The sequence below is a fragment of the Wolbachia endosymbiont (group B) of Protocalliphora azurea genome (assembly GCF_947251865.1).
In the GTDB taxonomy this organism is placed as follows: Bacteria; Pseudomonadota; Alphaproteobacteria; order Rickettsiales; family Anaplasmataceae; genus Wolbachia.
The window spans coordinates 556910-580048 of record NZ_OX366394.1; the positions used below are offsets into that span (position 1 = coordinate 556910).

The 23139-nt window shown below is 33.9% G+C and carries 17 protein-coding genes; 10 read left to right on the forward strand and 7 right to left on the reverse strand.

Annotated elements, in window-relative coordinates; translation table 11 throughout:
• The first annotated feature begins 280 nt into the window (after window positions 1-280).
• Genes OPR35_RS02640 through OPR35_RS02650 form a run of 3 tightly spaced genes read left to right on the forward strand, consistent with a single transcriptional unit; the run spans window position 281 to window position 3685 of the window.
• Complete coding sequence (locus tag OPR35_RS02640; RefSeq protein ID WP_265024975.1) at window positions 281-1390, forward strand: outer membrane protein assembly factor BamB family protein; 1110 nt, start codon at window positions 281-283, stop codon at window positions 1388-1390.
• Window positions 1383-2762 (forward strand): dihydrolipoyl dehydrogenase, encoded by a 1380-nt coding sequence (gene lpdA / locus OPR35_RS02645; protein ID WP_265024976.1) that lies wholly within the window; start codon window positions 1383-1385, stop codon window positions 2760-2762. Before OPR35_RS02640 ends, lpdA begins: the two co-directional genes overlap by 8 nt.
• A gap of 2 nt (window positions 2763-2764) precedes the next feature.
• Entirely contained in the window at window positions 2765-3685 is a 921-nt protein-coding gene (locus OPR35_RS02650) for a tyrosine-type recombinase/integrase (protein WP_010401376.1), read from the forward strand.
• A 682-nt stretch (window positions 3686-4367) separates the two neighbouring features.
• Here the strand turns inward: OPR35_RS02650 and OPR35_RS02655 are convergent.
• The 3 genes from OPR35_RS02655 to pdhA form a co-directional block, all read right to left on the reverse strand.
• The gene (locus OPR35_RS02655; RefSeq protein WP_230609112.1) at window positions 4368-7592 is read right to left on the reverse strand and encodes an ankyrin repeat domain-containing protein; all 3225 of its coding nucleotides are present in this window, start codon (window positions 7590-7592) and stop codon (window positions 4368-4370) included.
• Window positions 7593-7724: 132 nt separating this feature from the next.
• Complete coding sequence (gene gatB, locus OPR35_RS02660) at window positions 7725-9149, reverse strand: Asp-tRNA(Asn)/Glu-tRNA(Gln) amidotransferase subunit GatB (RefSeq protein ID WP_265024977.1); 1425 nt, start codon at window positions 9147-9149, stop codon at window positions 7725-7727.
• A 205-nt stretch (window positions 9150-9354) separates the two neighbouring features.
• Complete coding sequence (gene pdhA, locus OPR35_RS02665; protein WP_007302758.1) at window positions 9355-10335, reverse strand: pyruvate dehydrogenase (acetyl-transferring) E1 component subunit alpha; 981 nt, start codon at window positions 10333-10335, stop codon at window positions 9355-9357.
• Window positions 10336-10400: 65 nt separating this feature from the next.
• On the opposite strand from pdhA, the gene hemJ reads away from it, so the two are divergent.
• The 7 genes from hemJ to OPR35_RS02700 all read left to right on the forward strand — a co-directional run bounded on the left by hemJ (window position 10401) and on the right by OPR35_RS02700 (window position 19810).
• Window positions 10401-10829: a protoporphyrinogen oxidase HemJ gene (gene hemJ, locus OPR35_RS02670; RefSeq protein WP_254229658.1), complete on the forward strand. Its 429-nt coding sequence runs from the start codon at window positions 10401-10403 to the stop codon at window positions 10827-10829.
• Between the two features lie 154 nt (window positions 10830-10983).
• Window positions 10984-12495, forward strand: a complete 1512-nt coding sequence (locus tag OPR35_RS02675; protein ID WP_007302760.1) for an HlyD family type I secretion periplasmic adaptor subunit — start codon at window positions 10984-10986, stop codon at window positions 12493-12495.
• 556 nt (window positions 12496-13051) lie between these two features.
• Window positions 13052-13816, forward strand: coding sequence for a cytochrome c oxidase subunit II (gene coxB / locus OPR35_RS02680; RefSeq protein WP_265024978.1), 765 nt, complete (start codon window positions 13052-13054; stop codon window positions 13814-13816).
• 15 nt (window positions 13817-13831) lie between these two features.
• The gene (ctaD, locus tag OPR35_RS02685) at window positions 13832-15382 is read left to right on the forward strand and encodes a cytochrome c oxidase subunit I (protein ID WP_096097191.1); all 1551 of its coding nucleotides are present in this window, start codon (window positions 13832-13834) and stop codon (window positions 15380-15382) included.
• A 1-nt stretch (window position 15383) separates the two neighbouring features.
• Entirely contained in the window at window positions 15384-16271 is an 888-nt protein-coding gene (locus OPR35_RS02690) for a heme o synthase (protein ID WP_265024979.1), read from the forward strand.
• 175 nt (window positions 16272-16446) lie between these two features.
• Window positions 16447-16884 carry a ribonuclease HI gene (gene rnhA / locus OPR35_RS02695; RefSeq protein ID WP_007302764.1) on the forward strand — a complete coding sequence of 146 codons (438 nt, stop codon included), beginning with the start codon at window positions 16447-16449 and terminating at the stop codon, window positions 16882-16884.
• Window positions 16877-19810 (forward strand): DUF3971 domain-containing protein, encoded by a 2934-nt coding sequence (locus OPR35_RS02700; protein ID WP_265024980.1) that lies wholly within the window; start codon window positions 16877-16879, stop codon window positions 19808-19810. Before rnhA ends, OPR35_RS02700 begins: the two co-directional genes overlap by 8 nt.
• A gap of 30 nt (window positions 19811-19840) precedes the next feature.
• On the opposite strand, the gene OPR35_RS07440 is transcribed toward OPR35_RS02700, so the two are convergent.
• The 4 genes from OPR35_RS07440 to OPR35_RS02715 all read right to left on the reverse strand — a co-directional run bounded on the left by OPR35_RS07440 (window position 19841) and on the right by OPR35_RS02715 (window position 23034).
• Entirely contained in the window at window positions 19841-20254 is a 414-nt protein-coding gene (locus OPR35_RS07440) for a YqaA family protein (RefSeq protein WP_012481730.1), read from the reverse strand.
• The gene (gene cysS / locus OPR35_RS02705) at window positions 20223-21617 is read right to left on the reverse strand and encodes a cysteine--tRNA ligase (RefSeq protein ID WP_012481729.1); all 1395 of its coding nucleotides are present in this window, start codon (window positions 21615-21617) and stop codon (window positions 20223-20225) included. Before cysS ends, OPR35_RS07440 begins: the two co-directional genes overlap by 32 nt.
• Window positions 21610-22266, reverse strand: a complete 657-nt coding sequence (locus OPR35_RS02710) for an exopolysaccharide biosynthesis protein (RefSeq protein WP_007302767.1) — start codon at window positions 22264-22266, stop codon at window positions 21610-21612. Before OPR35_RS02710 ends, cysS begins: the two co-directional genes overlap by 8 nt.
• A 114-nt stretch (window positions 22267-22380) precedes the next feature.
• The gene (locus OPR35_RS02715; protein WP_007302768.1) at window positions 22381-23034 is read right to left on the reverse strand and encodes an exopolysaccharide biosynthesis protein; all 654 of its coding nucleotides are present in this window, start codon (window positions 23032-23034) and stop codon (window positions 22381-22383) included.
• Window positions 23035-23139: the final 105 nt, after the last annotated feature.

Here is a 23139-nt window from a genome sequence, read left to right on the forward strand (position 1 = left end):
TTTTTCAAATTGATATGAGTAGTTCAAATGAATGACATCACAACAATATCTTTCATCCTGAAAATGCTGCCTGTTTCATATTGGAGTAGTATTACTGACAGCATTAGTTTGAGCTATAGATATTTCTTTTAGTCCATACTTGATAAAAGTTATTACAGTAAGAGAATCTTTACATAATGGTATGACATTACGTTAATGCTTTTGATCCACAATTAAGAACATTTTCGTTGTGATTTACGTTTCTAGTATGTATATTAATGAATCTTGTTTTCACTAAATAATGAAAATAATAATTGTCATGATAATGTTATTGTATAGTAACTATACAATGGCAAGCGAACGAATAAGTTTAGTAGATAAAAAATTATCTCAAGGATATGTAGCTCCAATACTTACAGAAAATAGCGTTATTTTACCAGACAAGCACGGTACCTTATATTCCTTTGATATCGATAACCCAAGAGTTATAAATTGGAAATTATACCTCTCAAGTAGGAAAAAAATTGGTAATATGAGTTTATCGAGCTACAAAGAAAACGTTTTCTTCATAGTGGATAACATTCTACACACAATAGATGCGAAAACAGGAGAGATTCAATGGGAAAAAGAATTAAGAGCTCCGGCAAGAGGGAAAGCAATAGTAATAAACAATAAGTTGGTAGCATTGACTATTGATAACTATCTAAATGTATTTGATATAAAAGATGGCAGACCCATTTGGGCTTATCAAAATGGTATAAATGAGGTTCGAGGTTTGTATTCCATCTCACCAGCAATCTCCAATGATAAAATAATAGCACCATTTTCAAATGGTGAATTGATAGCTTTTAATGAAGAAGGTAAAAAACTATGGAGCCAAAAATTAGCTACAAATCTTTTAGACACACAGCTTACAGATGTAACTACTACACCTAGAGTACACGATAATATCTTAATAGCTACGAGCAACTCTTATATTTATAGCATTGACGTAAACTCAGGAAATATTTTATGGTCAAGGCCACTACAAGTAAAAAGTATATCAAACATTGAGTCATATTATAGCCCTCTTATTCCTGCAGAGAAACAAAAAGAAGGCGGAAGAATTTTCATGGTGACTAAAGATAATAAGGTAATTGGCATCGACATACAAAGTGGAAAAACAGTTTGGACATCTGATTTTATAGAGAATGTGCAATTGTTTGTTCCAATTATGTATGCCCATACGCTTTGGGTAACAAGTAATAAAGGTTCAATATTTGCTTTTCCTGGATCTGAAAGTACAGGAAGGGTAATTAAAATACCCGGTAATGTGTTTCATGCTCCAGTATTTACCCATGGTAAGATGTATATAACGACTGAAGGAAATGGTGTTTATTCTTTAGAAAATAGGTTTGTTTTTTATGACTGATTATGATTTGATTATTATAGGTGGTGGTCCAGGTGGTTACAAATGCGCTATTGCTGCTGCAAAACTTGGACTCAAAGTTGCTTGTATAGACAAAAATAGCATTTTTGGTGGCACGTGTTTGCGAGTTGGGTGTATACCATCAAAAGCATTACTCCATTCCTCTTATCAGTATGCTAGCGCGAAAAATAATCTATCAAAACTTGGCATAAAAGTTAAGGATGTAAGTCTCGATTTGAGAGAAATGATAGGCTATAAAGACGCTAGAGTTCAGGAGCTTGGAAAAGGCATAGAATATCTGTTTAACCTTTACAAAATTACTAAGATCAATGGACTTGGAAAAATTACTTCTTTTGATCAAGGCAATCTTGAAGTTTCAGTTGAAGGTAAGGTACTGAAGGCAAAAAATATAGTAATTGCAACTGGTTCTGATGTTAGTTCTCTACCAGGAATTGATATTGATGAGAAAAATATCATTTCATCAACTGGTGCATTGTCTTTAACTGAAGTACCAAAAAAACTTGTTGTAATTGGAGCTGGGGCAATAGGGCTTGAAATGTCTTCTGTATGGAGGAGGCTAGGGTCTGAAGTCACTGTAGTAGAATTTTTTGACAGAATCGCTGCAGCAATTGATGGAGAATTAAGTAAGTCTCTACTTTCTAGTCTACAAAAACAAGGAATAAAATTTTTACTTAGCACTAAAGTTGAGGGAATAAAACAAAGTAGTAACTCTTTGAGTGTGAAAGTTTGCTCTGTAAAAGATAATCAAACAAATACTATAGAGGCGGATAAGGTATTGGTGGCAGCAGGGCGCAAACCATGCTCTGAGGGTCTTGAAAAAATAGAAAAAGACAGTCGTGGCTTTATTAAAGTCAACAATAGTTATGAAACCAACGTAAAAGGAATATTTGCTATTGGTGATGTGATTGGTGGAGCAATGCTTGCTCACAAAGCTGAGGAAGAAGGGGTGGCAGTTGCAGAGATACTAGCAAGGCAATTGCCTCACGTTGATTATGAAATCATACCGTCAGTCATTTACACCCACCCTGCAGTTTCTTCAATCGGTAAAACTGAAGAAGAACTAAAAAGTGCTGGTCGAAAGTATAAAGTTGGTAAATGTCAATTTGCTGCAAACGGTAGAGCAAAAGTCACTGACGATGCTGAGGGATTCGTGAAAGTTCTGACTTGTAGCAAAGCAGATACAATACTCGGTGTACATATCATAGGAGCATACGCTGATACGCTAATCAATGAAGCAGCGGTTGCAATGGCATATGGTGCAGCAGCAGAGGATATATACAGAATTTGTCACTCTCATCCTGATATAAATGAAGCCTTTAGGGATGCGTGCATCGATGCTTTCTTTAAAAAGTAACTGTGGACCTCGGTTCAATCATTGAAAAATGGTATGATTGGCTAAAGTACAACAGGTCTTACTCACCAAACACTTTGGAGTCATACATGAGGGACCTCAAGGATCTTATAAGTTTCCTAAATACTCACATTGGTGAAGAAGTAAATGTTGGCTCTTTAGAAAAATTAAGCATACCTGAACTGAGAAGTTGGTTTACCTCTCGTTATGCAAGAGGTGTAAATGCGAGATCTAACACTCGCGCATTGTCAGTAATCAGAAATTTTTTCAAATATATAAAAAACAATTATGAAATAAATAATGAAGCGGTATTTTCTTTATCAAGGCCAATTCAGAGAAGAACTCTACCTAAAGCACTTTCAATATCTAACATAGAAACTCTATTGAAAGAAATGAAATTGCCTGATCTAGGCGAGCCTTGGGTGGTAAAAAGAGAAATTGCAATTGTCGTTCTGCTATATGGTACGGGCTTAAGAATCACTGAAGCACTGAATCTTAAGGTTAGTGATATTAGCAATGAAAGTTTAATAGTAACAGGTAAGGGAGATAAACAAAGGCAGGTATTTATTCTTCCAGTAGTAAAAAAGTGTATACAAAAATATATAAAAGCTTGTCCCCACTTTGACGAAGCGGGACATCTTTTTGTCGGGGTAAGAGGAAAAAAATTGGGAAGAACTTATGTTGCTAATCGTTTGCAAAAAATAAGAAGATTTTTAAACTTACCAGAAATTTTATCTCCACATGCATTTCGCCATAGTTTTGCTACTCATTTGCTTCAGGAAGATATTGACATAAGATCAATACAACAGCTGCTTGGCCACTCAAGCCTTGAAACTACTCAAGTTTACACTCACCTAAATTATCAAGATGTCTTCAATATGTATAAAAACTTTCAGAAGAGTTTGAATAAAAAATCGAAATCTTAACTTCGTCTTAAATCGATAATATTGCCGAACTGAGTGCTTGCAACATCATTCAGTACTGTACTTGCTTTATATAAGCAATAGTGACCAGCAGAGAAGAAAGCAAAAACGTTTTGCAAAAGGTTATGAATGAAAGAGAATAGACAGCAGAATTTAAATTAGAAGCTATGTAAAGAAACAAGTCAAGCAAATAGCAAAAGAGCTAGGCTCTGTGTACAAAATGTTAGCAGGTCAAATTAATTGAGGACGGGGATTTGCGACTAAAGTTCATGCACTTGTTGACGTACTGGGAAACCCATTCAAATTTATTTTGACCTCAGGCTAGAGGAACAAAATTACTCAGTTGACTAAAAATGTCTCTAGCTACACTATATGGCTTCTTTAAAATTTTGTTTACAGAGCCTAGAAAGAAAGCTGAGGAAAAGTAGAGGTTACCTTTACATATGAACTACATCTCAACCTGATATTGTCGTTCCTAATATGTTGGATTTCTTGCATAACTCGAATTCAAAAGTTGATGTCATTCCAGCGCGTGACACTGGAATCCAGATATTGGGTTCCAGCTGGGATGACACCTGTTTATGCAAGAAATCTATTGAAAATTGAGTTAAACTAAAAATTCAGTTTGACACACTTTTGTTAAACATTTTTGGGACGTTAAAATAAACAGATAAATAATTTTCTCTTAAGCTACTTCAACACTTTCATCATGGGTTAAAAGCAACTCCACAAGTTCTTGGCAGTTATCAACTGCACAGTCCAGTACTGTATTCCCTAAATTATTTCTAGCGTTAACGTTTGCATTGTGTTTTAGTAGCGTCCTCGTTATATCAACCTTTTGCCTAATAACAGCCAAGTGTAGTGCAGTGTTGCCATCTTTATCCTTAGCATTAATATTAGCACCTTCTCGAATAAGGCATTCTGCAATATTGCAGCTTCCAGATAAAGCAGAGTAGTGTAATAGAGTTCTACTATTTCTATCTCTAGCATTAACATTAGCACCTTTATTGATTAGAAACTCCACTATTCTTAAGTCTCCACTGAAAGTGGCTTTATAGACAACGCGGTGTAACGCTGTTTCGCCATATTCATTCTTGGCATTAACATTAGCACCTTTTTCAATTAGGCACTTCACTACATTTAATTTTCCATTCTCAGCAGCAAAAAATAATGGGCTTCTGTAGTGTTCGTCCCTAGCATCAACATAAGCATCCTCATTAATTAGGTGTTCCACTATACCCAATTCCCCAACGTCAGCAGCTAAATGTAATGGAGTCATACCACAATTGTCTTTAGCGTCAATATTAGCATACCTTTTGATTAGATATTCCACCATATCTAGATCTCCATTTATAGCAGCAATGTGTAATGGAGTCCTGCCATATTCGCCTTTAGCATTAATGTTATTATTTTTAATAATCAGGTATTTTACTATATCCAATTCCCCAGCGTAATAAGCAGCTGAATGCAATGGAGTATTATCATATTTATCTTTAGTATTAGTGCTAGCACCTTTATTGACTAGACATTTCATTACATTCAAATTTCCACTCTTAGCAGCAATATGCAACAAAGTTTGACCGTGATTGTCCTTAACATTAACAATTTTTACCAATTCACCTGGGTAATATTTTTCTATATGTGTTATTATTGCACTAATTGCTTTACAATCACCACTTTCAGCAAGCAAGTGCAAAGGGGTGCTTTTCCTTATAAACAGTGTTCCTCCATATACATAAAATGAGTTAAAGTAAAAGTTATCAATCAACTTACCGTATGTACTTGCGTATCCCCATACAAATGCAATATGGCTCATACTACCTTGTGCTAAACCACCACTGTTTATCAATTCCAAAGCTTTCCTTAGAACTTCCTCTTCTTGTCGGTTCTCTTGTAATTTTAATCTTGTTACTTTTTGTACTAGACTGTGGATATTTAATACACTTTGGTTTTGTTCACCGCCCACCATGGAATATCTCACAAGTAAACGGATGGCTAGCTTTAACTGCTTTTTCTTATAATCACTTACCGAATTTAAGAATATTTCTCTAGCGATTTTATCAGGTGCAAAATAAGCCAAAACATCTAAAATCTCTGAAGCTAATGGTCCATATTGTTCATCACTTCTTACTTTATCCATCGTAACTTCCCAAGCTGTAAAAGTTGTTTTAGTATAGTTATTATCAATTCCTTGAAATATTTTAGACTTAAGCAACTTCTTAGCTTTCTTTTCATACTCTTTTAGGTAATCACTAATTTTAAACTTCTCTATTATTCTCTGATCTTCGATATATGATATTGCTTGTTGTATAGCTAAAGGAAAGCATTGCAACCTTCTTACCAAATTTTCTATCTCCCGATCTTGCGATTTATCTTTTTTTAGTATATTAAATCCTTTTTTAACAAACTCTATAGCGTCTCTTTGTTCCAATTCTCCTAGCTTTATAACGTCTATTCCCTTTTCCAGTTCCTGATCATGCGAGGTAATCAAAATATGAGGCTTGTTAAGATCAGGAGATAAAGAAAATGGCAAAAATTTACTTATCTTTTTGTACTCTTGAACGTTATCGAAAATGAACAGGCTCCTCCTTCTTGCGAAGAAAGCATATACTTCTCTAACAATAGTTTCTATCGTTTTGTCGTTTCCATACTTATCTTTAGGGGAAATACCTAATCTATTTCTAGCTAACCTTAAGAAAGAATCTTTCATAGCTTCAAAGTTTTCAGCGTCTATCCATATAACATTGTCGTCATAATATCTTCTATATTTACAAGCATATTTTCTAGCTAACTGGCTTTTTCCCATCCCCCCAGGACCACTAATAGACGTTATGTATGAAATTACAGCACCTTTGGGATTGCGTTGTAGCGAATCATGTAGCATTCCCAATTCCTCATCTCTTCCTGTAAATAGTCTGACTGGACCTCTTACATCAAACCATACCGCTCCTAAAATTTCCTCTCTTATTTTTTCAAAAAACTCATTTATTTCTTCATGTGATAGAAACTTTCCCTCTCTTGCTTTCATCCAATCCAGAACTTCTACCAGAAAGCGACCATAAACGTTCTTTTTATCGATATTATTAAATTCTTTGCCTAACTCATTCTCAATGATTTCCGCTAGTTTTATCTCGTTAGGTTGATTTACTGCAAATACTAATTTATCAAAAAATTCCCTTATATTCTCTTCTAACTTGCCTTCATTTGTCATTCGCTCAAACTCACGTTGCCATACCTGATTTCTTTCCAATTTTCTTTTTGAGTTTTGATCTGATTTACCTTGAAGTTCTTTTATCTCCTTTTCCAATTCTTCTATTGCTTCTTTTACAGCACTCTTAAATGCCGGTTGCACTATTGAAATCATGTTATCGTGAGTACAAGAGAACTTGTATCTCGTACCGCCGTATTTAAAAAAAATATCACTAGTGCTTATTACTTCAACTGCAATTTCTATTCCTTTGTTTGGTCCCGAAGTTTTTGCTTTCAACTTTTTTATTGTATTTTGTGTTGTACTTTGAGCTAGATCGAAACCGATATTAGTACAGATAGTAAAGTCCTTTAGGTCACCATCTGCAAAATCTGGATTAATTTTAATCTTTAGATAGGAAACAAAATATTTTGGAACGCTAAATTCACCACTTTTATTTTTTGAAAGCAATTTACCTACACCGATTTTTTCGCATTCATTTTGCTTGTGTTTGTTTTGTATAAACCTATGTACTATTTTTTCATTTTTCCTATCCTGAAAAACAATATCATCAAAACCCGTAGCTGATTCCATTTCTGTAGCTAAACGGAAAGAATATCCAACATCTACTGCACGTTTGAGAAGCAGCATTACCCACTTTAGTTGGTAGATATCACCATGAAGAGACCGCTTTCTTCCCCAAGCAGGATAAGTTTCAGGCATCCTCAACCTCACATAATTTTAAAAACAGTACCAACAAATGGTAAAAAAGTTATATGTCATGATATACAGATATCGTAACAAAGACCTTGGAATATCTACGAGATGTGCTGTTATGTAAATAAAAAAATGTGACTAATTACTTAATCTCTCACTCAAAATTGAATTCACCACATCAGGGCTGGCTTTTCCCTTAGTGGATTTCATAACTTCGCCAACAAAGAATCCGTATAATCTTGTTTTACCGCTTTTATATTCTTGAACTTTATCTTGGTTGTTATTGACGATTGTGTCGATAATTTCCGATATTTGATCTCTATCGGTTATTTGCTTGAGGTCCTGTTCTTCTATAATCAAAGACGCAGGTTTGCCAGTTTCAAACATAATATCAAAAACTTGTTTGCCAAGTTTAGCAGAGATCGTTCCATCGACGATAAAGTCGAGGAGCTCGGACAAAGCATCTGCTTTAATTGGGGAGCTAACAATATCAATATTTGCTTTGTTTAAACGACCGAAAAGCTCTACGGTTAACCAGGTAACTGCAATCTTTGAATCATGCTTTTTTATTAATTCCTCAAAGTAATCAGCGGTTGCTTTATCAGAAGTGATAACGTCTGCATCGTATTCATTTATACCTAATTCATTAATGTACCGCAGTTTTTTTTGATCTGGTAACTCGGGTAAAGATGATTTAATAGAATCAATTTTGTCTTGGCTTATTTCAACAGGTAGCAAATCAGGTTCAGGGAAATATCTATAGTCACTTGAATCTTCTTTGCTTCTCATCACTTTTGTTTTTCCTAAAGTGACATCAAACAATAAGGTATCTTGACTTATTTCTCCTCCGCTTTCCAAAATTTTGATCTGCCTTTGTGCTTCATAATCTATAGCTTGTACAATATAACGTATTGAATTTAAGTTTTTTATTTCACAACGAGTGCCAAATGTGCTACTACCCTTTGGGCGAACAGAAACATTTGCATCACAGCGAAGTGACCCCTTTTCCATATCACCATCACATGAACCGATGTAACGCAAAATCTGCCTCAATTTTTTCATGAATTCTGCAGCTTCTGCAGATGAACGAAGATCTGGCTCTGAAACAATTTCCATTAAAGCAACACCTGCACGATTTAAATCTACGTAAGTTTTGCTTTCTTCATGAATACTCTTTCCTGCATCTTGCTCTAAGTGAATTCTTGCGATTCTTATTTCTTTTTCATTATTATTGATAAACACTTTACCATTTTTAACTATTGGCTCAAAGAACTGGGTTATTTGGTAACCTTGTGGTAAATCGGGATAAAAATAATTTTTCCGGTCAAAGTAAGAGCATTTATTAATTTCTGCAGAAATTGCAAGTCCGGTGCATATTGCTTGCTCTATGCAGCTATAATTTAATACTGGTAGTGTACCTGGCATTGCTGCATCAACTAGAGAAACTTGAGTATTGTGCTCAGTGCCAAATTCCGTTAGTGAACTAGAAAATAGCTTTGTCTTAGAAGAAACCTGAGCGTGTACCTCAAGTCCAATTACTGTCTCCCAGTTTTCTTTTGTCATGTATTTTATTCAATTAATAACTTTATATTCTGCAAACTAGCACAAAAAGTCAAATAAAACTCATTTAACCTATGATCCAAGAGCGGTGTATATCAATAATATAAGAGTTACTACAGTTTCTATTGACTAGGCTGTTATATAATAAAGTTAAGTGCTGCCAAAAAATATCTATAGTAGGCCAAAACATAATTTTGATGGCAACTGATTAGCTAACAAATTTATAAACATCAGTATACAGCTCATCAATCTCTGGCTCTTTACTACTTTTAGCAAAATCTTCTGACTTTTTTACTAAGTCTCGTATTTCCTTATCAATAGCTTTGCATTCTTCATCAGAAGCTATTTTATTATCTTTCATATACTGCTTTAAATTACTTATAGGATCATGATTTTGCTTCATATCTTCAACTTCTTCTTTTGTGCGATAAGTAGCAGGATCTGACATCGAATGGCCACGATATCGATATGTCTTCATTTCAAGCAAGAGAGGTCCTTTTCCCCCACGTACGTGCTCAGCTATTTCACTTGTTACCTCATAGACAGAGAAAAAATCCATTCCATCAACTTGTTTTCCAGGAATACCAAAACTCTCTCCTCTTTTATATAGTTCAGTTACTAAAGTTGATCTTTGCACAGAAGTTCCCATTGCGTATTCGTTATTTTCTATGATATAAACCACAGGTAACTTCCACAAAGATGCCATATTAAATGATTCATATACTTGTCCTTGATTTGCAGCACCGTCACCAAAATATGTGAATACAACGTTATCTTTTTTCTTGTATTTATTAGCAAATGCTATTCCTGTACCAATTGGGACTTGTGCACCTACTATTCCATGTCCACCAAAGAAATTTTTTTCAACATCAAATATGTGCATGGAGCCACCTTTACCTTTTGAACACCCTGTTTCTTTGCCGTTTAGTTCTGCCATCACAACATTTGGATCAGAATTACATGCAAGCATTAAGCCATGGTCTCTATAGCTTGTGATAAAAGCATCACCAGGTTTTGATGCAGCTTGAGTCCCAACTGCAACTGCTTCTTGCCCTATTGATAAGTGACAGAATCCGCCTATTAATCCCATTCCGTATAATTGTCCTGCTTTTTCCTCAAATCTGCGTATTAGAAGCATTTTTCTGTAGAACCCAATCACTTGCTCTTTAGTGAAATTTCCTGCTTTCATATTGACTTTCTTTTATTAAATTGAGATCATACCAGAAATTTTTAACATTTTATAATACTATCTATATGGGCTACTATCACTGGCTTGAAGCTTTTCACGTTATCTCTGTAATTATGTGGGTGGCAGGTATGCTCTATTTGCCAAGGCTTTATGTTTATCATGCATCTGTAAAACCAGGGTCAGAAAATGACAGCTTACTTCAAATAATGGAGAAGAGACTCCTTAGATATATCATAAACCCTGCAATGCTTTTCTCCCTTAGTTTTGGAATTATGCTAATGATTATTAGGGAAGCATATCGCGAAGGGTGGTTTCATGTAAAAGCGCTAGCATTATTCTTAATGTTTGCTATTCATGTCCTACTTGCAAAGCATAGGAAAAATTTTGCAGTGGGCTTGAATAAGAAAACTCACGTTTATTTTCGTGTTTTAAACGAAGCAGTAACAGTGTTAATAATAATTATAGTTATTATGGTTATTGTAAAACCTTTTTGATTTTCTAGCCTAATGATGAACCATTGAATGGAGTATAAGAATTGTTACTAAATAGTTTATTCTGATGTTCCGTAGTCTAAGTAAAGTACTTAAGGTATAGATTCTTTGTTTTTGTGTGTTATCCTGGTTAACAAGAATTCGCAGTAGTATTATAATGAGTAAGTTAAAAAAGCTTAGTGCTGGACTTTCTTTGACAGGCCTAATTGGTAGTGATGATATAGATATGCAAAGGGCAGGAAATAGAAAGAAGAAATATCAATTTTTGGATAAGACGTTCGCATGGATTGATGCGATGATAAATTTTATTTTTAAACGTGAGAGTAATAACGTAAATGAAGTCCTAAAAGTCACATGGGGACCACTATTTTTTGGTTTAGTGGTGATATTCATCTTTTTTGGAATAGGTGGTATTTGGTCAGCTATAGCTCCAATTGACGGAGCAGTGCATGCAAGTGGAGAAGTTATTGTCTCTTCAAATAGAAAAATAGTGCAACACTTGGGTGGGGGAATAATAAGCAAAATTTTAGTAAAAGAAGGTCAAGCAGTTAAAAAAGATGAGCCTTTAGTTTTATTAAGTGATGTTAACGAAAAGGCAAATTTGAGTATAATTAAAGAAAAACTCTTATCACTTTTGGCAACTGAAGCAAGACTTATTGCAATCAGGGGAGACTTAGATACGCTAGAATTTTCTGATGAGGTTAAAAGATTATCTAACGATGAACTTGTAAATAAAGCGATAAAGAATCAGGTAAAGTTGTTCAACTCTCAGAGAAAGAGTATATTAGGAAAAACTGACATACTGCAACAACGTATAAAGCAGTTAAATGATGAATTAGCAGGGCTAAATTTTCAACTAAATGCAGCCCATAAGCAATATGACTTGATAACTGAGGAGTTAGAAACAAAAAGACAATTACTTGATAGTGGCCATATAAGCAAACCACACATTTTAGCTTTAGAAAAACAGTTTGCTGAAATTGAGGGTAGAGTTGGACATTACCGTTCTGCAATATCTCAAGTACAGCAAAAGATTGGAGAAAATGAGTTAGAGATTATAAATGTGAAGAATGATGCTCAAGAAAGAGCAAATGCTGAGCTTAAGGAAGTTAATACATCTATTGCAGACTTAAAAGAGAGGCTGATGGTTGCTGAAGATTCGTTAGCACGTACAATAATTAAATCACCTCAAGATGGTATAGTTACAGATATAAGATACCACACTGAAGGTGGTGTTATACAATCTGGAGTCCCAATCCTGAGTATAGTACCATCAGATGATGATCTAATAATAGATGCTAAAGTTCTAACCAGAAACATAGAAGAGATACTGTCAGCAAAAAAGAAAGATAGCAATATAGTCTCTATCGACGGACTAGAAGGGCTGAAAGTTAAAGTAAGGCTGAGCGCTTATAGTGCACGTCGCTTAAGTTTAATTAACGGTATAGTAAACCATATTTCCCCTGATGCTCTTGATGATCCAAGGATGGGGCGTTATTATTCAGTGCGAGTGGTGATACCAAAATCAGAACTTGCTCAATTTAAAAACGTATACCTATATCCTGGTATGCCAGTAGAAGTATATATAGTTACTCAATCTCGCACTCTTTTATCGTTCTTGTTTACACCTATAATTGCAACATTCGATAGATCTTTCATAGAGAGATAATTTATTTGGCTTTTCTAGAAAATTTGTTTACAGAGTTTGATATGCAAAAAAATTTACACACAAGTAGTGTATTATTTTATAATTATTTTCTACAATATGTAAATCTTTGATTTAAGATGCAAATGCTAACGTAAACATTAAAGGTTAATTAGTAAACTCAGCTGTATAATAGAATTAAAGGAATTAGTAAGATTTTTACCTCAATGAATTATAAATAGGCAAACTTACTTAAAGTTTAATAGTGTCTGTTACTGCTTTTAGGTGTGAGGCTAGAGGGTTATTAGCAATAACAGACACTATTAAACTTATTATAGAACTTCCTTAAAGTAAATACTTAACTTAAAATATTATAATATTTTAACTTAAAATAGATTCATGTAAATGCTTTTTCCTCAAGTTAGTATCGTATTATTATATTTATTAAATGCTAAAAAAACATTAATCATCATTTACTTTTGATTCAATATTTAGCAAAACACTTGTGTAAATTCTATAATCTCTGTTTGCATAGTAAGTGTATATATATTATTATACAGTTAGTTTTACAGCAAAAAATATGGTGAAGTTACTTGCATTATTGATAATGTTTTACTCAAATATATCAATTGCTTCTGCTCCTACTTCTTGGCAATTTGGATTTCCTGCGCCTGCAACTGAGATAATGGAGGTTGTAGTTAAGTCACATTCGTTTGTGATGAGTGTAATGATTGCAATTATGCTTTTTGTATGGGCCCTGCTTGCTTATGTAGTATTTCGCTTTCGTAAGGGCAAAGTGAAAAATGTCAGTAAAATAACTCATAATATCTTTGTAGAAATTATCTGGTTTGTTATACCAACGATTATTGTTGGGGTATTGGCTTTTAAAAATGCTGAATTAATTAAACTACAGGAGAAAGTGCCAAAAGCTGACATAACACTAAAAGTTATTGGTCATCAATGGTATTGGAGTTACAAGTACCCAGAATATCAAGGTATTTCATTTGACAGCTATATAAAAGGAAAAGAAGACCTTACCGAAAGAGATTTAAAACTATTCTCTGTTGATAATAACGTTATTTTACCTATCAATACTAATATTCGTTTACAAGTGACAGCAGGAGATGTAATACATAGCTGGGGAATACCTGCTTTTGGTATAAAAATTGATGCAATACCAGGTAGGCTGAATGAAGTATGGTTTAACGTTACAAAGCCCGGTATTTATTATGGGCAATGTTATGAACTATGTGGTCAAGGTCATGGATTTATGCCAATTGTTGTTGAAGCAGTGAGTAAAGAAGATTTTAATAAGTGGATTGAAGATAAAAAATTAGTAAGTTAAGTTTGGAGTATAGATATGAGTGATGTACCAAAAGGTATAAGACGTTGGCTGTTTTCTACTAATCACAAAGATATAGGGACACTATACATTATTTTTTCCATATTAGCTGGAATTATTGGTGGATTATTATCGGTAATTATTCGTACTCAGCTAATGCACATTAATATACTTAACAATAATTACCAGCTATATAACGTAATGATTACAGGGCATGCGGTAATAATGGTGTTTTTTATGATAATGCCAGCCTTAATGGGAGGATTTGGTAATTGGTTCGTACCTCTCATGATTGGTGCACCAGATATGGCATTTCCTCGTATGAATAATTTAAGTTTTTGGTTGTTAGTTTCATCTTTTATTTTGCTTATCCTCTCGGTATTTGCTGGCGAAGGTCCTGGAACAGGATGGACTTTATACCCACCTCTATCGCAAATCATGTCTCACCCAAGTGCAGGAGTTGATCTTGCTATACTTGCACTTCATGTTGCTGGTATGTCATCAATTGTTGGGGCGATCAACTTTATAGTTACCATATTCAATATGCGTGCAAAAGGTATGTCACTAACTAAGATACCACTATTTGTTTGGTCTATTTTACTCACGTCATTTATGTTAATTGTTGCCTTACCGGTACTTGCTGGTGCTATAACTATGCTGCTCACTGATCGTAATATAGGTACCTCCTTTTTTGATCCTGCTGGTGGTGGTGATCCTGTGTTATTTCAACATCTGTTTTGGTTTTTTGGTCATCCAGAAGTTTACATAATTATTTTTCCTGCATTTGGTATCATCAGTCAGATTGTGTCAACTTTTTCTCATAGGCCAGTATTTGGTTATATGGGAATGGTTTATGCCATGATAGGAATAGCAACGTTTGGCTTCATGGTTTGGGCTCACCATATGTTTACTGTTGGGCTTAGCGAGGATGCTGCTATATTTTTTAGCACTAGCACAATTTTCATTGGTGTTATAACTGGTGTAAAAGTCTTTAGTTGGATTGCAACTATGTGGGGTGGAGCGATTGAATTGAAGACACCAATGCTGTTTGCATTAGGTTTTATTTTCATGTTTGTTGGAGGTGGTATAACCGGAATAATTCTTTCTCACGGTGGAATAGATAAGCTTTTGCACGATACCTATTATGTCGTTGCTCACTTTCACTATGTCATGTCGCTTGCTGCATTATTTGGAGCTTTCGCCGGTTTTTATTATTGGATAGGCAAAATGTCAGGTAAGCAATATAACGAGTGTTTAGGAAAGATACACTTTTGGCTCACTTTTATTAGCACCAATGTCACTTTCTTACCTCAGCATTTCCTGGGATTAGCCGGCATGCCAAGGCGTATACCTGATTATCCCGACGCGTTTATCCCTTGGAATTATATATCCTCAATTGGCTCATATATGTCCTTTCTTTCAGTTATGTTTTTTGTATTTATAGTTATACATCTCTTTAAGTGGGGCAAAAAAACTGGAGATAATCCTTGGGAAGGTGACACTTTAGAATGGACGGTATCTTCACCACCGCCTTTTCATACTTTTGAAAAACCACCAGTGATAAAATAGAATGTACACAAGTGTTTTGCTAAATGTTGAATCAACAATACTGGATTTTTGGCATTTGCTAAAGCCAAGGATAATGTACCTTGTAGTGTTTACTGCAATTGCTGGAATAGTTGCTGCACCAGGTAGCATTCATCCTTTCCTTGCACTAATATCTCTTATGTGCATTGCTCTTGGTTCAGGATCTGCAGGTGCAATAAATATGTGGTATGACAGAGATATAGACTTGGTTATGGAGAGGACAAAAAATCGTCCTATACCTTCAGGTAGAGTTTTTGCAGAAAGCGCGCTTGAGTTTGGCATAACTATTGGAATATTGTCAGTATTTATCATGGCAATAGCAGTAAATTATATTTCTGCTGCTTTACTTGCAGTTAGCATATTATTTTACGTTTTCGTATATACAATTTGGCTAAAAAGGCGTACTCCGCAGAATATCGTTATCGGTGGTGCAGCAGGTGCTTTTCCTCCAATGATTGGCTGGGCGGTTGTAACTGACTCTGTAAGTTGGGAAAGTTTTATTCTATTTTTAATAATTTTTATGTGGACTCCACCACATTTTTGGGCTCTATCTTTAAATAGATCTGAGGACTATGTAAAAGCATCGATACCAATGTTTAATGTTATCCATGGACCGAAAAAGACAAGAAAACATATATTAATTTATAGTATATTGTTGGTATTAACTAGCTTACTCCCAGCACTATTTTTGAAAAAGTCATTATTCTACCTCAGTATGGCAATTATTGAAGGTTGCGTTTTTATTTGGTTTGCCATATCAGTTATAAGGCTTAAGAATCATAGCTCGCAGAAAAAAATGTTTTCTTACTCAATTTCTTATCTATTTTCTCTATTTGCTAGTATTATTTTTTGTTCTATTGACTTATTTTAACTATGAAAGAACATAAAAACTATCTTTTACTTTCTCTTCTAATAATGCTCGTTGTAGCACTTTTTTTTATTTCCATAATAAAATTTAAAGGTGCGGCTTAAATTGCCTCTATATCTATAAAAATTGTGATTTTATAGAAGCAACGATATACTTTATTAATTCACTACAGTTAAAGATGAAGAAAAAGGAAGTGACAATATACACAGATGGAGCATGCTCTGGTAACCCAGGGACAGGAGGGTGGGCAGCAATCATATTATTTCAAAATCATAGAAAGAACATCTGTGGTAGAGAAGAAAATACTACAAATAATAAAATGGAGTTAACAGCAGTGATCAATGGACTGAAGGTATTAAAATTTCCTTGTAATATCAGTTTGTATACGGATAGCCTCTATATTAAATACGGTATAACAGAATGGATAAATAAGTGGAAAATGAACGGCTGGAAGACAAGTAATAAGAAGTCAGTAAAAAATATAGAATTATGGAAAGAATTAGATAATGCTGCTTTGCAACACGAAATTAATTGGAATTGGGTGAAAGCGCATAATGGTGACAAATACAATGAGGAAGCTGATATTCTAGCAAGAAAAGCAATAATCAATGCTTAAAAAAATTACTATATCATTTTCTATAATTTTATTATTTATATCCTGCTTCTTTATCTTTTTTAAAGGTGAGGGACCTCTAGAAATCAATATTAGTTATATTAATTTTTATATAAAGAAAAAAATATTAAAGATATTTACCAATTCGGATGTCAGCATGGAGAGTACTTCGGTTATTTGGCATCAAGATGGCAAGCTAGTCATTACAGATTTAAAAATAACAAATCCTGATTTTACAATAGAAGTTCCTGAGCTTTTCGTACACTTTAAGTTAAGTTCCAAAAAGTTCTCTCAGGTTTTAGCTGATAATGTACACATATATATCAAGAGGGAGGAGAGCAAAGAGATAACATCTGTAATGACAGAGAAGATGAATAGTACAAAAAATCTGCTAAAGACAATAAGAAAATTTTTTTTCTACTTCAATGCAGACTCAAGGATTAAAATTACTAACATTGCTATCAATAAAAGCATGGAAGGTGAATTTTTTATTGATAAAGTATATGTAGGGAAGGGGGAAGATTTCAATGTTTTGGATATTCGTGTCCATACAAAAGAAGGTAAAGGGTTTCTAGATGATTTATCCATTACGATAAAAAACCGTAATAATTTACTAAATTTCTATGGAACATTCTATAACCTAAAGTTGGGGCTATTTAACGAATTTTCCACACTAGTTAAAAGTTACAATTTGGACAAAGAAATAGGATTCAAAGGAAACTTTTCAATTAGAATTAATGGAAAGGATGAAGTTGTGGACGGAAACATATACGTGTTAAATACAGAGAGTCACTCAGGTAAAAACTTAGCCTTGACTAATGTAAATGTAAATTTGACATATAGTGATGAAATCATTAGCATAAAAAACTTTCATTTTAAGTTAAATGATACTTACCTTTCTTTGATTGGTAAAATGAACTTTGGCACAAATCATGCTTTGCTTAGAGTTAATATTAGTAAACTTGTTGCAAAAGATTTATGTACTTATGTACCAGATGGTCTAGTGAACAATGAATTTAGAAAGTGGTATTGTAATAATATTGATGGGAATATTATAAATACAATTATAAGTTTTAACGGTAAAATCGATAGTTTAATAAATGATGATCTGTCAGGTATTGTAATTGTTGCTGATATAGAAAATGGCAGCGTTCAATTTGATGAGGATTTTGAACGAGTAGAGAACTTGAACGGTGAGTTAACCCTCAAGGATAACAATCTCAAAATTATTGTAAATAGCGCTAAGTTCCAGAATTTCAATATTGATGGTGGCGAAATTGAGATGCAATCTCTTAATAAAGAGGATTCTGTTCTCACAATTAATGGTCAGGCTGTAAGTGATGCTTATGGGTTATATGAACCTATAAAATTTAAGCTGGATGATATGATGAAGATTACAAGGGACAGTATAGGTGGAATAGCAAAATCTGTATTCAGTTTTCACATTTTTAATTTAAATGCTGATGATAAAAAAGTAGATTTTTTAGCCAAATTTCATTCTGAAATTGATAATTTTGTCGCGTATAATGGCAGTCTTGGTAAATATGAGATTAAGCTTGATTTCGGCGGAGATTTTATTGATTTAAATGGCAGTGGTATGGTAAATAATACACAGCTGCTATTTGACCTCAAAAGTAGCAATAAAAATGAAAATTTTGCCTGGAGTTTGACTGGAGATTTGCCTGCTCAAATACTTAATTTCGGTGATGGCTATATCAATGCAAATATAGAGTCAGTAATGTATCAAGACAAAACAGGGTATGTTAATGGTAATATAGATTTATCAGAGCTCGAGTTGCGTTCAAGCTACTTAGGGTGGAAAAACCATTTTGAAGATCACAATGAAGTTTTATTTTCTACAAGGCTAAAAGGAGTAGGTAAGTTACTAATAGATAAACTAGATGTTGTAGGAAATGATCTAGACATAAAATTTAGCGGAAGAGTAGAAAATGGAAATCTATATTTAAATTCTAGCAACTTTAAATTACCTGATAATAATTTTAGTATAGAAATTGAATCAGGTAAGGAGAAAAATGCCATAACTATTCACGGTGAGAAAATCAACTTAAGTGATGTGTTAGGTTTACTTGGCAAAGATAGTAATCGATTAAATAACAAAATAGAAGTTACTATGAATGTTGATAATATAATTATGAAAGAAGGAATTATCATAAAAGATGCTAAGCTAAATGTAACTTGTGCTAAAGGTGATTGTAGTGGAAGTCAATTCACAGGACAGTTTTTAGAAGATAACAGTAATATACTAGTAGAACATAGTGAAATAGGGCTTGAAATATATTCGGATAATTCAGGTATGCTTTTGCGTTCTTTAGGTATTGGTAAATCAGTTAAAAATGGCAAATTATCTCTTTATCTATCTTCTAAGAGAGAAAATGGAGAACATTATGGTATGTTATCTATCAGCAATTTCTATATCAAAGATGCTCCACTGCTTACCACTTTATTATCAATGTCTTCACTGCCTGGTATTGTAAATGCTATAAAGAACGAAGGTGTACATTTTTATAAGTGTAATGCACCTTTTTCATATAAAGATGGCACTGTTGAAATTGAAGAATCTTGGCTTGAAGGAGCGGAACTAGGCATTAGCACTAGTGGTACGCTCGATATTAAGGGTTATAAATTCCAGGTTGAAGGACAAGTAATACCGGCATACTCAATTAACAAATCTTTGTTGAAAATCCCTATAATCGGAAAACTTCTGACTGGTGGAAAGAGTAGGGGGATTATTTCAATAGACTACAAAGCAAATGGTGATGATAAAAACAACAACGTATCTGTTAATCCTATCTCTTCGCTAACCCCAAGCTTACTTAAGAGGTTATTAGGAGTATTTGATCGTATTATGACAAAAAGTAATAAAAGCATTTTAAAAGGTAGTTTGAAGAAGAAATTTAGCTCAATATGACCAGAAGAAAAGTTGTTTATTGATGTTTAGTTAGATGGTAAACGTTAGATACAACAAACAGAGGAAGTTAGATAAAATAATTAAGGGAACAAGAATATAAAGGTTTAACTTGAAGTAACCGGATAAAATCTGAGTCACACTTCCAAGTGCTGGTACCCACGAAAGCAATGCAACTGCACAAATCAGTAGGTGCCTTACAATTTTTGGTGTTTTGTCTTCATTCTCTAATTTGTGATGTGATCTTCTGATAAAAATTGTTATTCTACCTAAATACCAGTTAGCTATTCCACCAAGACTGGATCCTAATACTCCAAAAAGTAATATAAGTAGTTGATCGTAGTTTGACCTAAAGCATAACATAGTGTAAAGTACAAAACCTTGATGTATGGGTAAGATAAGCGATGATACTAGGCTATCTATAAACAATAGGAGATAATTTTCCATACCAAGTTGTTGTACCATCTTCGTTGTCAGAAATTGTAACCCCCATTTGTTTCAATTGCTCTCTTATTTTGTCTGCAGTATCATAATCTTTATTTTGTTTTGCTACTTTTCTTAAGTCTATCAACCTTTCTATTTCTTGATGACTCACACCACTTGCAAACCACTCTTGATAACTTGACTCAAGAATACCAATGAACCTTGCGCTTTTAACAAACTTCTTAGTTAATTTGAGCTTCTCATATTCATTACTTGTCTTATTGATTTCTGTAGCCATTTCATGCAATATGGCTACAGCTTCAGGAATGTTTAAATCGTTTTTCAAAGCCTCTATAAAATCTTTAGAGACTTCTGTATCACTTTCCTCAATACATGTACTACGTAATAACCGATAAAACTTGTTTAAAGTTTCTTGCGACTCAGAGATAACATTTTCTGTCCAATCAAGTGGTTTTCTGTAGTGAGTTTTAAGCAGCGCATAACGTATTACTTCACCCTTTATTCCACTATCTAACAAATCCCTTACTTTGACTATATTAAATAAGGATTTGCTCATTTTCTCTTCATTTACCGTAAGAAACCCGTTGTGTACCCAATATTTTGCAAACGTTGACTCAGCAAATGCAGATTTACTCTGTGCAATTTCATTCTCATGATGAGGAAATTGCAAGTCTATACCCCCACCGTGAATGTCAAAATCTTTGCCAAGGTAAGCATATGACATTGCTGAACATTCTATATGCCACCCTGGTCTTCCCTCTCCCCATGGACTATTCCAGTGACTTGAAAGTTTATAGTCAGTTTCGTTTGCAGGTTTCCAAAGTACGAAGTCTCCTGGGTGTTTTTTATTTTCACCAACTTCAACTCTACTACCGTAGTTTAATTCATCAATTTTTTTTCCTGATAAAACGCCGTATTCAGGGTAAGATTCTACACTAAAATATACATGTTTATTGGATTCATAAGCATGACCAGCTTGCAGCAAAGACTCAATTAACTTGATAATGTTATCTATGTTTTCCGTTGCTTTTGGTTCATATGTTGGTTCTGCACAATTTATGCTTTCCATGTCTTCATGAAAAGTTTTAGTGTAATATTTGCTAATGCTTTCTATATTACTATTTTTCTCATTTGCTGCATTGATTATCTTGTCATCGATGTCGGTTATATTACGCACATAAGTAACTTTTCCATAACAAAATTTAAGCAGTCGAAATAATACATCGTAAACAACAATAGAACGTGCATTACCTATATGTGCTGTATCATATACTGTTGGCCCACAAACGTACATTTTTATATGATCTTTATCGATCGGTGTAAAGGGCTCTTTTTTTTTTGTTAAAGTGTTGTAAAGCTTAACCATATACAAAGCTTTTTAGAAAAGAAAATGCTCCAAATATAAGCTGTGGTCCTTTAACTATTACGACAAGAGTAAGTAATAACCCACACAATGATACTAATACTCCCATTATAGAGAGAAATCCATCTTTGCTCATGATACCCAGTGAAATGAGAGTTGTACCAATTGCAGGAATGAAGTTAGTTAAAGGAAGTGGGATTGCTATCGATAATGCACAAAGCAGCATTATAAATGCTAAAATATTTTCACCAGGACCACGAAAAATGAAAGACATTCTTGGTTTCATGAACTTTTCTATTTTTTTTAATGTAGGTGAAGTTTTCTCTACCACGAGAGCTAGTGTTGAACGTTGAAAAGATTTCCTTTCTAGCCAATTAGGCATCCAAGGAGAATCAAACCCAAATAGAAGCTGCAGTGAAAATAAGATTAAAGGTATAGAAAGAATGGTTGTATAGCCAGGTGGAACAGGTATAGGTACTGATAGCGGTAAAGAGAAGATGATTATTAAAATACCAAAACCACGCTCATGTAAAGCTGTTTTAATATCAAATAATGTTACTTTATCATTATCGTTATTATTAGTATCTGCAACCTCTTTTAGAATATCAGAGGCCAATTTTTTATCTTCAGTCAATTTCACACTTTTTTCCACAGTTACCCTTTAATAACAATATAACTTCTAACTAACATAGTTATTGCTATATTTCAATATCGATTATTCATTTCATGCTGTACTTCATTCTTTTATTAAAGTGTTGTAAAGCTTTTAAGTTATAAGGCTTTTAAGAAGAGAAAGTGTTCCGGCTATAAGTTTTGGTCCTTTAACTATTACAATAAGGGTAACCAATAACGCACAGAATGAAACTAACACTCCTAACGTAGATAAAAATCCATCTTTACCCATAATGCCGAGTGAAATAAGAGTTATACCAATTGCAGGAAGGAAGTGAGTAAAAGGTAATGGAAGAGCTATTATTATTGCACAAAGCAACATCATAAAAGCTAGAATCTTTTCACCCGGACCAAGAAAAATAAAAGACATTCTTGGTTTCATGAACTTTTCTATTTTTTTTAATATAGGTGAAGTTTTCTCTACCACGAGAGCTAGTGTTGAACGTTGAAAAGATTTCCTTTCTAGCCAATTAGGCATCCAAGGAGAATCAAACCCAAATAGAAGCTGCAGTGAAAATAAGATTAAAGGTATAGAAAGAATGGTTGTATAGCCAGGTGGAACAGGTATAGGTACTGATAGCGGTAAAGAGAAGATGATTATTAAAATACCAAAACCACGCTCATGTAAAGCTGTTTTGATGTCGAACAATGTTACTTTATCACTATCGTTGTTATTGGTATCTGCAACCTCTTTTAGAATATCAGAGGCCAATTTTTTATCTTCAGTCAATTTCTCACTTTCTTCCACGATTAACCTTTAATAACATTCTAACTAACATAATTATTACTGTACTTCAATCATAACTCTTCAATTCTTTAGCCTTGTTTAAACAAATGACACGCACTTTAGTGC

Bases quoted from the DNA above. Each gene is read 5' to 3' on its own strand.
- cysS (WP_012481729.1), bottom strand. From the start codon at position 21,617: ATGGTTAAGCTTTACAACACTTTAACAAAAAAAAAAGAGCCCTTTACA.
- OPR35_RS02675 (WP_007302760.1), top strand. From the start codon at position 10,984: ATGAGTAAGTTAAAAAAGCTTAGTGCTGGACTTTCTTTGACAGGCCTA.
- pdhA (WP_007302758.1), bottom strand. From the start codon at position 10,335: ATGAAAGCAGGAAATTTCACTAAAGAGCAAGTGATTGGGTTCTACAGA.
- hemJ (WP_254229658.1), top strand. From the start codon at position 10,401: ATGGGCTACTATCACTGGCTTGAAGCTTTTCACGTTATCTCTGTAATT.
- ctaD (WP_096097191.1), top strand. From the start codon at position 13,832: ATGAGTGATGTACCAAAAGGTATAAGACGTTGGCTGTTTTCTACTAAT.
- lpdA (WP_265024976.1), top strand. From the start codon at position 1,383: ATGACTGATTATGATTTGATTATTATAGGTGGTGGTCCAGGTGGTTAC.
- OPR35_RS02655 (WP_230609112.1), bottom strand. From the start codon at position 7,592: ATGCCTGAAACTTATCCTGCTTGGGGAAGAAAGCGGTCTCTTCATGGT.
- OPR35_RS02690 (WP_265024979.1), top strand. From the start codon at position 15,384: ATGTACACAAGTGTTTTGCTAAATGTTGAATCAACAATACTGGATTTT.
- rnhA (WP_007302764.1), top strand. From the start codon at position 16,447: ATGAAGAAAAAGGAAGTGACAATATACACAGATGGAGCATGCTCTGGT.
- OPR35_RS02640 (WP_265024975.1), top strand. From the start codon at position 281: ATGAAAATAATAATTGTCATGATAATGTTATTGTATAGTAACTATACA.
- coxB (WP_265024978.1), top strand. From the start codon at position 13,052: ATGGTGAAGTTACTTGCATTATTGATAATGTTTTACTCAAATATATCA.
- gatB (WP_265024977.1), bottom strand. From the start codon at position 9,149: ATGACAAAAGAAAACTGGGAGACAGTAATTGGACTTGAGGTACACGCT.
- OPR35_RS02700 (WP_265024980.1), top strand. From the start codon at position 16,877: ATGCTTAAAAAAATTACTATATCATTTTCTATAATTTTATTATTTATA.
- OPR35_RS07440 (WP_012481730.1), bottom strand. From the start codon at position 20,254: ATGGAAAATTATCTCCTATTGTTTATAGATAGCCTAGTATCATCGCTT.